At 68.8% G+C, this 13545-nt stretch carries 13 protein-coding genes; 6 read left to right on the top strand and 7 right to left on the bottom strand.

Annotated features, from left to right (window positions below; genetic code table 11):
- Positions 1 to 28: 28 nt before the first annotated feature.
- A complete protein-coding gene (locus tag G6N30_RS17645) occupies positions 29 to 1774 on the bottom strand; it encodes an N-acyl-D-amino-acid deacylase family protein (protein ID WP_134054985.1) in 1746 nt (581 codons plus the stop codon).
- 22 nt (positions 1775 to 1796) lie between these two features.
- Here G6N30_RS17645 and G6N30_RS17640 point away from each other — a divergent pair, with 22 nt between their 5' ends.
- From G6N30_RS17640 to G6N30_RS17620, 5 genes are read left to right on the top strand one after another with little or no spacing between them, the layout of a single operon-like run.
- Positions 1797 to 2186 carry a VOC family protein gene (locus G6N30_RS17640; protein ID WP_134054983.1) on the top strand — a complete coding sequence of 130 codons (390 nt, stop codon included), beginning with the start codon at positions 1797 to 1799 and terminating at the stop codon, positions 2184 to 2186.
- A 23-nt stretch (positions 2187 to 2209) separates the two neighbouring features.
- Complete coding sequence (locus G6N30_RS17635) at positions 2210 to 2728, top strand: mycothiol transferase (RefSeq protein WP_134054981.1); 519 nt, start codon at positions 2210 to 2212, stop codon at positions 2726 to 2728.
- Positions 2729 to 3268, top strand: coding sequence for a phosphatase PAP2 family protein (locus G6N30_RS17630; RefSeq protein WP_134054979.1), 540 nt, complete (start codon positions 2729 to 2731; stop codon positions 3266 to 3268).
- Between the two features lie 53 nt (positions 3269 to 3321).
- Positions 3322 to 4839, top strand: coding sequence for an aldehyde dehydrogenase family protein (locus G6N30_RS17625; protein ID WP_134054977.1), 1518 nt, complete (start codon positions 3322 to 3324; stop codon positions 4837 to 4839).
- A gap of 16 nt (positions 4840 to 4855) precedes the next feature.
- A complete protein-coding gene (locus G6N30_RS17620) occupies positions 4856 to 5701 on the top strand; it encodes a hypothetical protein (RefSeq protein WP_134054975.1) in 846 nt (281 codons plus the stop codon).
- Positions 5702 to 5719: 18 nt separating this feature from the next.
- Here G6N30_RS17620 and G6N30_RS17615 read toward each other — a convergent pair whose 3' ends face one another.
- A complete protein-coding gene (locus tag G6N30_RS17615) occupies positions 5720 to 6616 on the bottom strand; it encodes a crotonase/enoyl-CoA hydratase family protein (RefSeq protein WP_134054973.1) in 897 nt (298 codons plus the stop codon).
- A gap of 42 nt (positions 6617 to 6658) precedes the next feature.
- Between G6N30_RS17615 and G6N30_RS17610 the strand changes: the two genes are divergently transcribed.
- A complete protein-coding gene (locus tag G6N30_RS17610) occupies positions 6659 to 8014 on the top strand; it encodes a cytochrome P450 (RefSeq protein ID WP_134054971.1) in 1356 nt (451 codons plus the stop codon).
- On the opposite strand, the gene G6N30_RS17605 is transcribed toward G6N30_RS17610, so the two are convergent.
- The 5 genes from G6N30_RS17605 to G6N30_RS17585 all read right to left on the bottom strand — a co-directional run bounded on the left by G6N30_RS17605 (position 7998) and on the right by G6N30_RS17585 (position 13461).
- Positions 7998 to 8222 (bottom strand): anti-sigma factor family protein, encoded by a 225-nt coding sequence (locus G6N30_RS17605; protein WP_134055391.1) that lies wholly within the window; start codon positions 8220 to 8222, stop codon positions 7998 to 8000. The genes G6N30_RS17610 and G6N30_RS17605 overlap by 17 nt on opposite strands.
- An 11-nt stretch (positions 8223 to 8233) precedes the next feature.
- Entirely contained in the window at positions 8234 to 8869 is a 636-nt protein-coding gene (locus G6N30_RS17600; RefSeq protein WP_134054969.1) for an RNA polymerase sigma factor, read from the bottom strand.
- A 31-nt stretch (positions 8870 to 8900) separates the two neighbouring features.
- The gene (locus tag G6N30_RS17595; protein ID WP_134055389.1) at positions 8901 to 9383 is read right to left on the bottom strand and encodes a YkgB family protein; all 483 of its coding nucleotides are present in this window, start codon (positions 9381 to 9383) and stop codon (positions 8901 to 8903) included.
- Positions 9384 to 9573: 190 nt separating this feature from the next.
- Positions 9574 to 11589 carry a prolyl oligopeptidase family serine peptidase gene (locus G6N30_RS17590; protein WP_179965480.1) on the bottom strand — a complete coding sequence of 672 codons (2016 nt, stop codon included), beginning with the start codon at positions 11587 to 11589 and terminating at the stop codon, positions 9574 to 9576.
- A gap of 30 nt (positions 11590 to 11619) precedes the next feature.
- A complete protein-coding gene (locus tag G6N30_RS17585; RefSeq protein WP_134054965.1) occupies positions 11620 to 13461 on the bottom strand; it encodes a flavin-containing monooxygenase in 1842 nt (613 codons plus the stop codon).
- Between the last annotated feature and the right edge of the window lie 84 nt (positions 13462 to 13545).

Raw genomic sequence — 13545 nt, 5'->3', positions numbered from 1 at the left:
CGGCTGAAATCGCACAGTCGACGGACAGCTAGGCGGGCGCGGGCTGGCGTCCGCGCACCAGCCTGCCGGGCCGCGCCTCGGTCGGCACACCGCGCTCGGCGATCACCACACCGCTGACCACGGTGGCCAGGTAGCCGTCCGCCGTCTGGTCGAGCCGTTTACCGCCCGCGGGCAGATCGTCCACGACCACGGGCTTGTGCAGGCGCAGCGCGGCGTGGTCGATGACATTGAAATCGGCCTTGTAGCCGACGGCGATGCGGCCGCGGTCGCCCAGCCCGGCCACCCCCGCGGGCACCGACGTCAGCTCGCGAACCGCGTCGGCCACCGACAGCCGGCCGGTGGGCCGGTCCCGCGTCCAGTGCGCCAGCAGGAACGTGGGAAAGCTTGCGTCGCAGATCATTCCGTAGTGCGCGCCGCCGTCGCCCAGGCCCAGTACGACGTCGTCGCGGCGCATCAGCATCCCGACGGTGTCCAGTGAGTTGTTCTCGTAATTGCCCAGCGCCACCAGCATCATGGCGTGCCCGTCGTCGTCGAGCAGCCGGTCGTAGGCCTCCTCGAGCGGGCTGACCCCGCGCGCCGCGGCGCGGGCGGCGATCGACGCCGAAGCGGCCGGTTCGTAATCGGGGTCGTCGCCCAGCGGGAAGATCCAGTTCCACGCCTGCACCATGAACATCAACGGGTGCCCGGCAGCCGACGGCTGGTCGCTCAGGATCCGTTGCCGCACTTCGGGTCTGCGCATCTCTGCGACCCGCTCGGGCAGCGGGAGATCGGCGATCGCCTGATAGCTCGGGTACATGATGAACGGGTTGCCGCTCACCTCGAGGCCGATCACCATGCCGATCGGGCGGGGGAACATCTGCGCGGTGATGGAACCGCCGGCGGCGTTGAACTTCTCCACGAGGTTCATCGCCTGCGGCCAGACCGGGTCGCCGACGTTTCCGGTCAGGAGCGAGAACGTCACCGGCAGCCCGACGTCGGCGGCGACCTCGAACACCTGGCGCAGCACCGTCTCGTACCCGCCGGCCGGGATGTCGGGGACGAACTGCAGCAGCCCGCCGCCGCCGTCGGCCACCCCCGAGGCGATGGCCGCGATCTCGGCCTGGGCTGCGTCGTAGGTGGGGATCGGCGCTCCGCTGGAGGTCTTGTGCAGCGCGAACCGCGACGATGCGAAGCCCAGCGCACCCGCTTCGACCGCCTCCCGGGCCAGCGCCCGCATCCGCGCGAGGTCCTCGTCGGTGGCCGGTTCCCGGTCGGCGCCCCGCTGCCCCATCGTGTACACCCGCAGCGGCGAATGCGGCAGGTAGGCGGCCACGTCGATGTCGCGGGGCCGGGCGTCGACGGCGTCGAGGTACTCCGGGAAGGTCTCCCAGGTCCACGGCAACCCGTCGACCATCACCACGCCGGGGATGTCCTCCACGCCGGCCATCACGTCGACGAGGACGTCGTGGTCCTTGGGGCGGCAGGGCGCGAAACCCACCCCGCAGTTCCCCATCACCGCGGTGGTCACCCCGTGCGCCGACGACGGCGTCATCCGCTCCGACCAGATGGCCTGGCCGTCGTAGTGGGTGTGCAGGTCGACGAAACCGGGGGTCACCAGCAGCCCGGCGGCGTCGATCTCGCGGGCACCGGACCCCTCGACGGCGCCGACGGCCGGGCCCTCTGCGCGGCTCACCGCGGCGATGACGCCGCCCCTCACCGCCACATCGCCGACGTACGGCGCACCGCCGAGCCCGTCGACGATCGTGCCGTTGCGAATGACGAGGTCATATGTCATCCCCCGAATGTACGGTGACCGTGTGATCGATCACTTCGGAATCAACTGCGCGGACTTCGACAAGTCAAAAGAGTTCTACGACAAGGTGCTCGGCGTCCTCGGCTACACGCGGCAGATGGACTTCGGGGTGGCCGTCGGTTACGGCGCCGAAGGTCATCCCGCTTTCTGGATCGGCGATATGAACGCAGGCAACGTCGCAGGGCCGAATCGCGAGATGCACGTCGCGTTCGCGGCCAAGGACCCCGGGGGCGTGCAGGCGTTCTTCCACACCGCCCTCGCACTCGGCGCCGAACCGCTGCACGAGCCGCGGCTGTGGCCGGAGTATCACGACAAGTACTACGGGGCGTTCGTCCGCGATCCGGACGGCAACAACGTCGAGGCCGTCTTCCACGGCGGTGGCCCGCAGACCTGACGTTCGCTGGGTAGGTTGGCCGTATGTCTGACTCGGATGCGGCGGCCGCCCGCGAACTCCTGCGTGACTCGTTCACCCGCCTGATCGAGCATGTCGAGGCGCTCACCGACGAACTGACCGACGAGGTGGCCCTCTACCGTCCGACTGCGACCGCGAACAGCATTGCGTGGTTGCTGTGGCACAGCGCTCGCGTTCAGGACGCCCAGCTCTGCGAGATCGCGGGCATCGAGCAGGTGTGGACGCGCGAGGGGTGGGTCGACCAGTTCGCGCTCGACCTGCCGCGCGACGACACCGGCTACGGCCACAGCCCCGACGACGTCGGCAAGGTGCGCGTGTCGGCCGATCTGCTCGCCGGCTACTACTCCGCCGTCCACAAGGTCACGTTGTCCTACATCGCCTCCGTGACACCCGACGAACTCGCGCAGATCGTCGACCGCCGCTGGGATCCGCCGGTCACGGCCAGCGCGCGCCTGGTCAGCATCATCGACGACTGCGCCCAGCACCTGGGTCAGGCCGCCTACATCCAGGGCATCTCCCGGTAGATGAGAACAGCGCTGCACTGGTGGCCGGTGGTCGCCGTGGCCGGGCTGTTCGCGCTCGGCTGGCTGGTCGGCACGGGGCCGACGCCGCTGGACGCCCGGCTCCTCGCGGTCGACGCCCCGGATCCGCTGCTGGTGCTCGTCGAGGCGCCTGTGCAGGTGACGGTGCTCGGTGTCGCGGTCGCGTACGCGCTGTGGCGGGGCAGGTGGCGGCTGGCGGCCGTCTCGGCGCTGTGCCCGCCGGTGGCCGTCGTCTCCGCCCAACTGCTCAAGCGGGTGTTCGGCCGCACCAGGGACGGTGAGCTCGCCTATCCGAGCGGACACATCACCGCGCTGGTGGTGATCGCCGGGATGGTCGTGCTGGTGGCCGGCGGGCGGCTCTGGGCGATCGTGCTGGCGACGGCCGCCGTCGTGGTCGGCATGGTCCTCGTCGGGATCACCTTCCACTACTTCACGGACACCGTAGGCGCGCTGTTCCTGGGCAGCGCGTACGTGGCGATGGCGGCCCGCCTGGTGGAGAGGCCCCGTCACCGCGTTACTTGACACGTGTCAACCCCGATGCGATCTGGGTCACAGAGGGTGGTTACCATGGCCCCATGACCGCGACGCCTGAAGTTGATGCGCTCGACAACAGCACCATCCGCAATCCCGCGACGGGCGCCGTCGCCGGGCAGGTGCGCTGGACCGACCCGGCCGACGTACCGCGAATCGCCACCGGCCTGCGCGCCGCGCAGAAGGAGTGGGAGGCCAGAGGCCCCAAGGGGCGCGCCAAGGTGCTGGCTCGCTACGCCGTCTGGCTCGGCGACCACCGCGCCGAGATCGAAGACCTGCTGATCAAGGAGACCGGCAAGTCCTCGGTCGACGCGGCCCAGGAAGTGCCGCTGATCCTGATGATCACCTCGTACTACATCCGCACGATGGAGAAGGCGCTGGCGCCGGACACCAGGCCGGCGGCGCTGCCGTTCCTGTCGATCAAGAAGATCGCGGTGCACTACCGCCCGCGCGCGCTGGTCGGGATCATCGCGCCGTGGAACTACCCCGTCGCCAACGCGCTGATGGACGCCATCAGCGCCCTGGCGGCCGGCTGTGCCGTGCTGCTCAAGCCCTCCGAGCGCACCCCGTTGACCGCCGAGCTGCTGCTGCGCGGCTGGCAGGACTCCGGGGCCCCTGAGGTGCTCGCGCTGGCACAGGGCGCCCGCGAGGTCTCCGAGGCCGTCATCGACAACTCCGACTTCATCCAGTTCACCGGGTCCAGCGCCACGGGTGCCAAGGTGATGGAACGCGCCGCGCGCCGGCTCACGCCCGTCAGCCTCGAACTCGGCGGCAAGGATCCGATGATCGTCCTCGAGGACGCCGACGTGGACCTCGCCGCGCACGCCGCGGTCTGGGGTGCGATGTTCAACGCCGGCCAGACGTGCGTGTCGGTGGAGCGCGTGTATGTCCTGGAATCGGTCTACGACCAGTTCGTCGACGCGGTCGTCCGAGACGTCAAGAAGCTCAAGATCGGCGCGGGCGAGGGCAACGACGTCGGAGCGCTCATCGACGACAGCCAGGTGGCTGTCACCGAGCGGCACGTGGAGGATGCGATCGCCAAGGGCGCCAAGGTGCTCACCGGCGGTAAGCGGCGCAACGGCCCCGGCAGCTTCTACGAGCCCACGGTGCTGGTCGACGTCGACCACTCGATGGCGTGTATGACCGAGGAGACCTTCGGTCCGACGCTGCCGATCATGAAGGTGTCGTCGGTGGAGGAAGCGGTCCGCCTGGCCAACGACAGCCCGTACGGCCTGTCCGCCGCCGTCTTCTCCAAGGACCTCGACCGCGCGCAAGCCATTGCGCTGCAACTGGAATGCGGTGGGGTCAACGTCAACGACGTCATCTCCAACCTGATGTGCACCACGGCGCCGATGGGCGGCTGGAAGACCTCCGGGATCGGGGCGCGGTTCGGCGGCCCGGAGGGGTTGCGCAAGTACTGCCGCATCGAGACGGTGGTGGCGCCGCGGACGAACGTCGGCGCAGGCGGCAACTACTACAACAACTCGCCCAAGGCGCTCAAGCGGATGAACACGATGATGACCAAGCTGGCGCTCATCCGCCCCCGCCGCATGGCCAAGTAAGGCGGCGGCGCACCGCGTGCGATTCGTCCTGACAGCCCTGCTGTGGCTGCTGACGACGGTGATGCTGGCCGTTGCCGTGCCCGCGGTCTGGGCACAGCAGCATCTGGTCAGTGAGCAGGGTTACGCCGAACTCGCCGCGTCCGCGGCAACCGAGCCGCGGTTGCAGGACGCCATGGCCGACGAACTCACCACGCAGATCACCGCGCTGACGGCCGATCGCGGCTACACGCTGAACCAGACACTCGTGCACCAGGTCGCCTCGGGCTATACCGGCAACGCCGGCTTTCCCGGCCAGTTCGCGCAGGCCAACCGGATCGCGCACCGGTGGATGTTCACCGACGACTTCCCGCACGCCAGCGCCGACGACCAGTGGCTGATCGACATCGCGCCGATGCTTTCGGACCCGTCGCTCATGGCCACCCTCGGCAACCTCGAACTGGACGTGCCCGAGACGTTGATGGTGCCGGTCACCGTGCCGTCGCCCGAGCTGCGGCCGGGCCGTCTGCAGGCGCTCGCGACATGGGGGCCGTGGGCCGCGATCGGCGCCGCGGTGCTCACCGGGTTGCTCGCGCTGCTCACCCTGGCGGGTTCGCGGCGGCGCGGTAAAGGGCTTGCCGCCCTCGGCGTTTCGGCTCTGCTGGTCGGCGCGGGCGGCTGGGCCGGGCTGGAGGTCGCGAATCGTCACGTCGACGATGCGCTCACGCGCGTGGAGGGCAATTTCCGCCGCATCGTCGACGAGATGGTGATCCACGCCGAGGACAGCCTGCACCATTGGCTCAACATGACGCTGATCGCGGGGGTCGCGTTGGTGGTGACCGGTGTGGTGGTGTCGATGCTCGGCGGCCTGCGGCGGCCGGAGTGATCAGGGTTCGCCGCGTCGTCAGGGTTCGATGATGTGCGACGGGTCCGGCCGCCGGTGCGGCGGAGCCTGGCTGTAGTCGCCCCATGGGCCGTCACGGTGTTCGACGGCGGCGCGCACGCCCTGCGACTGGGCCGTCTCAATGAAGTCCAGCGCCTCGGGGGTGTTGCGCATGAGCCCGTCGAGGATGCCGCCGAGGGTCTGCGTGGAGGCCAGCCCCATGTTCTCGTAGGCCTGGTTGACGATCAGTTTCTGAGCTTGCAACTGCGACAAAGGAATTCGTGCCAGCTTCGACGCCACCTCCGCAACCCGCTCTTCGAGGCGTTCGAACGGCACCGACTCGTTGATCAACTCGGCTGCGGCCGCTTCGACGCCGGTCAGCGGCTCACCGGTCAGCGAATGCCACTTCACCTTTGCCAGGCTGAGCCGGTAGAGCCACATACCGGTCAGGTAGGCGCCCCACATCCGGGCGTACGGGGTGCCGATCACGGCGTCGTCGCTGGCGATCACGATGTCGGCGCACAGCGCGTAATCGCTCGCCCCGCCGACGCACCAGCCGTGCACCTGCGCGATGACGGGTTTCGACGCCCGCCAGATCGCCATGAACTTCCCGGTCGGCGCGGTCGCGCGGCCGGTGACGAACGCGAAGTCCTTGCCCGGATCCCAGCGGCCGTGGGTGTTCATCGACTCGCCCCAGTGCTCGAAGCCGCCGCCGAAGTCGTACCCGCCAGAGAACGCCCGCCCCGCACCGCGCAGCACGATCACCTTGACCTGCGCATCCCGGTCGGCATATGCGATCGCCGCCTCGATCTCGTCGGGCATCGGCGGGACGATGGTGTTGAGCTGGTCGGGCCGGTTGAGGGTGATCGTCGCGACCGCGCCGTCGGAGCGGTAGAGCAGGGTCTCGAACTCGGGCATTCCTGCAGTTTGGCAGGGTGCCGGCCGGGGAAACGCAAGATCATGGGACATCGACTGACCGGGGTGCGGGCGGCCGCGACACTGGCCGATCTTGGTTCGGCGTCGATCGCCGCCGGCGTGATCGCCCGGCGCAAGCCCGCGGTGCGGGCGCTGGAGACCGTGCAGGCCGATGCCAGGGCGGTGCGGCGGATGCAGCTGCTCCGTGACGAGTTCGGCGCCGGACCGGTGGAATTGGTGCTCCCCGGGCGGCGCATGGTGGTCGTGCTCGACCCGGATGACGTCGCCCGCGTGCTGTCCGGGGCACCCGACCCCTTCCACCCCGCCAACAGGGAGAAGCGCAAGGCACTCGAGTGGTTCCAGCCGCACGGCGTGCTGATCTCCCAGGGACCGATCCGGCAGCAGCGGCGCGTCCTCAACGACTCGGCGCTGGACTCGGGTGCGGACATGCACCGGCTCGCGGGCGCCTTCGCCGACGTGATCACCGCGGAGGCGCGCGAACTGGTGGACGCGGTGGCGGCGCGCGGCAGCATGGACGCCGACCAGTTCATGGCCGCGTGGTGGCGGATCGTGCGCAGGCTGGCGCTCGGTGACCGCGCTCGCGACGACGAGGAGATCACCGACGCGCTGCTGCGGTTGCGACGGGCGGGGAACTGGTCGTTCCTGTCGCTCCCGCACTACCGCAAGCGCGCGAAGTTCCTGCAGCGGCTCTACGAGTATGTCGAGGATCCGCAGATCGGGACGCTGGCGGCCGCGGTCGCCGACGTGCCCACCCGCGGCGCCGTCGACCCGGTGGGTCAGCTGCCGCAGTGGCTGTTCGCGTTCGACGCGGCGGGGATGGCGCAGCTGCGCGCGCTGGCACTGCTGGCCACGCATCCCGACGCGATGGTGCGGGCGATCGAGGACGCGGTCCAGCCCGAACAGCTGCGATTGCGGCCGTTCCTGCGAGCGTCCGTCCTCGAATCGGTGCGGCTGTGGCCCACGACGCCGACGATCCTGCGGGAGACCACCGAGGACACGACGTGGCGCAACGGTGCGATCACCATCGAGAAGGGCGCCGGGCTGATGATCGTGACGCCTGCGTTCCACCGCGACCCCGACCTGCTGCCCTTCGCGCATGACTTCGTGCCCGACATCTGGCTCGACGGCCGCGCCCGGTCCTATCCGCAGCTGGTGCCGTTCTCGGCGGGCCCGGCGGAGTGTCCGGGCCGCAACCTGGTGCTGTTCGCGACGAGCACGCTGCTGGCGAACCTGTTGAGCGCACTGGACTTCCGGCTCTCGTCGACGCCGCAGCTGTCCCCGAACGAGCCGTTGCCGGTGACGCTGAACCAGTACGGCGTCGAGTTCGCGGTCCAACCGGTCGCGTCGTCGGCGCCGGGGCCGGTCACTTCCAGTCTTTGAACGCGTCGAGGAGGCGGCCGCGGAAGGTGGGGTCGAGGTCGTCGTCGCGGACGTTGCCCAGGGTCGCCACGGTGGTCCGGAACTGCTGCAGGTAGTTGGTGCAGCCATCACATTCGAGCAGGTGTAGATCGAACCGGGCCCGCGTCTCGAGATCGAGCGACTCGTCGAGGTAGGCCGTCACCAGCTCGACGAGCTCATTGCAATTCATCGGTGAGGTCGTCACATCACGTCTTTCATGTAGTCCTCGAGTACCTGCCGCACGGCCGACCGGCCGCGATGGAGCAGCACCCGCTGGTTGGCCACGCTCAGGTCCAACAGATCGCGCACTTCGTCGGAGTCGAAGCCGAGCATGTCGCGAAGGGTCACGACCATCCGCTGGCGCTCGGGCAGCCCGTCGAGCGCGTGGCGCGCCACGTCGGTCAGTTCGTGGCCCAGCACCGAACCCTCGGGCGTGTCGGGAAACGGCGAGGGGGTCTCGTGCTCACGCCAGTGACCCGGCCACTCGTCCCCGGCCGGACGGAACCGCGCCGGGTCCACCGCACCCCCGCGGTATGCGGCCGCCACCGCTTCTCCGTCGCGGCTCTCGCGAACGCCCCGGGCCTTCGCGATGTTGATCAGCACGGTGAAAAGCCATGTGCGCAGGGAGGATCGGCCTTCGAAATTGTCGATGCCCTTGAGCAAGGCCATCCAGGTGTCCTGAACCACTTCTTCGGCGGTCTCGTGTGTGCGCACATATCCGCGTGCCACCCGCAGCATCGAGGGCGAGTGGCGATCGACCAGTTCGGCGAACGCGACCTCATCGCGGTGCCGTAGCGCCGCGATGAGGTCGCTCTCGTCGAGGGTCTGACGGGTCATCTGGGCTGAGCGTATGCGCTCGAGAGCTGAACTAGCGGCGCTTCAGCGCATCGGCCAACGTCCACACCGAGACGCCCAGCAGCGCGACGTCCTTGATCAGGAACTGACCGGTGGTCGACAGCATCGGGAAGCCGCCCTGCGAGGCCTCGAAGACGCCGGGCGTGGTGAACAGGAAGCTCAGAGTTGCGACGAACAGTCCGATCGCGATGACGCTGCCGATCGCGGAGATCCTCGGCCACCAGGGCTTGACCGCCAGCAGCACCGCGGCCGCGACCTCGACGACGCCCAGCAGCGCGGAGAACGTCATGACCGAGAAGATGCTGTACATCCAGCTCATGAATGGGCTGTGGGCGACGAGTGGCTGGATGCCGTTGGCCTCGAACGCCGTGAACTTCATCAACCCGATCCAGGCGATGACGACCACCAGGCCATAGCGGGGGAGTGCCGACCCCAACCGGTCGATGACCGGCAGGGCCTTGGTGGACAGGGTGGCGGGTGCGGTGAAGGTGGTCATGATCGGTTCCTCTCGAATGGCGATGCAGTACACGCTGTAGTGCACTGCCACCGGCCATCCGTTACACCGGCGATTCGGTCGAGTTCGACCGTCGTCGACTCACCACCTGCCAGCGTCCGTCAGTCGCGAAGGTCGACCTCATCCTTGACCGCAGCCGTGCTGCGACGATCAGCGACGCCCGGAGCAACCATCACGGAGCTCCCAACTTCCGCCACAGGAACTCGTAGATCAGCGCCGCGCGGAACGCCGCCTGCGAGTTGTCCGCGGCGCCGCCGTGTCCGCCCTCGATGTTCTCGTAGTACTGCACCGGCTGGCCGGCGTCCTCGAGCGCTGCGGTCATCTTGCGCGCATGGCCCGGGTGCACCCGGTCGTCGCGCGTCGAGGTGGTGATCAGCACCGGCGGGTACCTGCGCTCGGCCGAGATGTTCTGATAAGGCGAGTATTTCGAGATGAACTCCCAGTCGTCCGCGTCATCGGGGTTGCCGTACTCGGCCACCCACGACGCTCCCGCCAGCAGCAGATGGAACCGGCGCATGTCGAGCAGCGGCACGCTGCACACCAGCGCTCCGAACAGCTCCGGATACTGCGTGAGCATGATGCCCATGAGCAGCCCGCCGTTGCTGCCACCCTGGGCCCCCAGCTGGTCGACGGTGGTGATCCCGCGCTCGACGAGATCTGCTGCCACGGCGGCGAAATCCTCGCCGACGAGGTGCCTGCCCTCGCGCATCGCCTGGGTGTGCCATGTCGGTCCGTACTCGCCGCCGCCGCGGATGTTCGCCAGCACATACGTTCCGCCCCGCGACAACCACAGCCGGCCCAGCACGCCGTCGTAGCCGGGCGTCCGCGCCACCTCGAACCCGCCGTAACCACCGAGCAGCGTCGGCCCCGGTGCCTGCTTGTGCCGGTGGTCGACCACGAAGTACGGGATCTTGGTGCCGTCGGCGGAGGTCGCGAAGTGCTGATCGACCTTCAGATCGGCGGCGTCGAAAAACGAAGGTGCGCGCTTGATCTCGCTCAGCTCGCCGCCGGCAGTCCCGTGTAACAGCCTCGATGGGGTGTCGAAACCGCTGGAGTCCAGGAACATCTCGTCGCCGAGGTCGTCGGCGGCCACGATCACGGTGTTGGTGTTGTCCGGCAACCCGGGAACAGGCTGCGCGGTCCACTCACCTGGGGTGTAGACCTCGACGCGGCTCGCGACGTCGGCGAGCGTGACCACGACGAGCCGGTCGCGGGTCCACGCGTAGTGGTGCAGGCAGGTGTGCTCGTCGGGCTCGAACACCACGTGCAGTCGCTTTGTCCCGCTCCGATATTGGTCGTAATTCGCGGCGAGCAGCGATCCTGCCCGGTACCGCTCGACCCCGGTGTCCCAGTCGGTGCGCAACTCGATGAGCAGCCATTCGCGGTGCGCCGACACTGTGGCGTCGGTCGGGGCGTCGATGCGGATGAGCTCACCGCCGCGCAACTCGTAGACCTCGTCGTTGAAGAAGTCGACGGCACGACGCACCATCGTGCGCTCGAAACCCGGCGTGCGGTCCACCGACGCGGTGACGATCACGTCGGTCGCGTCGCCGGAGAACACCGTCTCCGCCTCGTTCAACGGTGTGCCGCGCCGCCACCGCTTGACCAGTCGCGGATAGCCGGAATCGGTGAGGGCGCCCTCCCCGAAATCCGTGCCCACCAGCACGGTGTCCTCGTCCTCCCAGCTGATCGCCGTCTTGGCTTCCGCGAGCTCGAAGCCCCCATCGACGAACTCCCGTGTCCGCATGTCGAACTCGCGCACGATCGCGGCGTCCGCGCCACCGCGCGAGAGGCTGACCAACGCGCGGGTGTGGTCGGGGTCGAGGACGTCGGCGCCCGCCCACACCCAGTTCTCGTCGTCGGCGCGGGCCAGCGCGTCGACGTCGATGACCACCTCCCACTCCGGTTCCTCGGTGCGGTAGCTCTCCAGCGTGGTGCGCCGCCACAGCCCGCGCGGATTGGCCGCGTCACGCCAGAAGTTGTAGAGATGGTCGCCGCGGCGACGCACGTACGGGATGCGGGCATCGGTGTCGAGCACCTCGAGCGCCTCGGTGCGCATCTGTTCGAAGCGCGCACCACCGAGGTCGGCCAGGGTCGGCTCGTTGTGCCGTCGCACCCAGTCCAGGGCGTCGTCGCCGGTGATGTCCTCGAGCCACAGATACGCGTCGTCTACTGTCACGCCCACCATTCTGCGCGTCGTGGCCGAACACGCGAGGCGTCAGCTCAGGTGGTGCACCTCCTGCAGTCCGTACACCGGCGTCGGGATGCCTTCGAACCGCGCCTTCAGTTGCAGTGCCAGATACAGCGAGTAGTGCCGCGACTGGTGCAGGTTGCCGCCGTGGAACCACAGGTTCTCCTGCTGCGTCGGCTTCCACATGTTGCGTTGTTCGCCCTCCCACGGGCCGGGGTCCTTGGTGGTCGACGAGCCCAGACCCCACACCTTGCCGACCTTGTCGGCGACGTCCTGACCGATGAGGTCGGCGGCCCAGCCGTTCATCGACCCGTAGCCCGTCGCGTAGACCACCACGTCGGCAGGCAATTCGGTGCCGTCGTCGAGCACCACGGAGTCCTCCGTCAGATGCGACACCTGGCCGTGGGCGAGCTTGATCGTCCCGTCCGCCACCAGATCACAGGCCCCGACGTCGATGTAGTAGCCCGAGCCCCGGCGCAGGTACTTCATGAACAGGCCCGAACCGTCGTCGCCCCAGTCCAATTCGAAGCCCGCCGCGGCCAACCGCTCGTAGAACTCCTTGTCCCGCTCGCGGATCGCGTCGTAGATCGGCTTCTGGAACTCGTGCATGATCCGGTACGGCAGCGACGCGAACGTCAGGTCGGCCTTCTCCGTCGTCATCCCCGCCGCGAGCGCACGCTCCGAGTACAGGTCGCCCAGCCCGAGATCCATCAGCGAATCCGATTTCACGATGTGCGTCGACGAGCGCTGCACCATCGTGGTGTCGACGCCGTTCTCGACCAGCGCCTTGCAGATGTCGTGGGCGGAGTTGTTGGACCCGATCACCACGGCGCGTTTCCCGACGTAGCGGTCCGGCCCCGGGTGGGCGCTCGAGTGGTGCTGCTCGCCGCGGAAGACGTCCTGGCCGGCCAGTCGCGGCACGTTGGGCTTACCCGACATACCGGTGGCGAGGATCAGCTGCGTCGGCCGCAGCGTGACACGCTCGCCGTCACGGTCCACCTCGACCGTCCACGTCTTGGTCGCTTCGTCGAAGGAGGCCGACAGACACGTGGTCTTCGACCAGTACGGCACCTCCATCACCCGGGTGTAGAACTCCAGCCAGTCGCCGATCTTGTCCTTCGGCGCGAACACCGGCCAGTTCTGCGGGAACGGCAGATAGGGCAGGTGGTCGTACCAGACGGGGTCGTGCAGGCACAGCGACTTGTAGCGCTTGCGCCACTGGTCACCCGGCCGCTCGTGGCGGTCGACGACGATCGCGGGTACCCCGAGCTGCCGCAGCCGCGCGCCGAGCGCGATGCCGCCCTGCCCGCCGCCGATCACCAGTGCATAGGGCTGGACTGTCCGGCCCAGCGCCGCCTCCTCCTCGGCGCGCTTCTCCGCCCACGACCGCGGGTCGGGGTCGGAGCCGTGGACGGCGCCGAGCACCCGCGACGGGCCCTTGCGCTCCTCGTGGCCCTTGAGCTCCTGCATGGTCGTCAGCAGCGTCCAGGCCACGTCATTCCCAGCGGCGTCGCCGCGCAGGCGCAGGTGTCCGACGCCGCGGCCGATGGCGGTCTCGAACTCGATGAACGCCGTCGTGATCTCGCCGTCTGTGGTGGGGGCCTCCCGGGTGCGGAAGCCTGAGGGATCGGTTTCGGCGAGCCGCGCGGTGAGCATGTCGGCGATGCCGTCGCGACCTTCGAGGGTCTTGAGGTTCCAGGTGAACGCGACCAGATCGCGCCAGAAGCTGTCGGTCGCGAACTTTCCCACCACACGTTCGATGTCGCGAACCGCCAGGGCGGCCTCGAAGTCGGCGAGCCAGGCGTCGACGCGCTGTTGCGGCGACAGGTCGGTGGTCGGTTCGCGCGGATCTGCAAGGGTCTGTGTCATGTGACTCAGGGCACACCCCGCAGCCAGGCCGGCACAAGGGTTGCAAGCCGTTGCACGGCGGCGTGCAACCCGATGCAACTCTTT

The sequence above is a fragment of the Mycolicibacterium litorale genome (assembly GCF_010731695.1).
GTDB classification, from domain to species: Bacteria; Actinomycetota; Actinomycetes; order Mycobacteriales; family Mycobacteriaceae; genus Mycobacterium; species Mycobacterium litorale.
The sequence above is the reverse complement of the archived record's forward strand: the minus strand, read 5'-3'. Positions and strand labels throughout refer to the sequence as shown.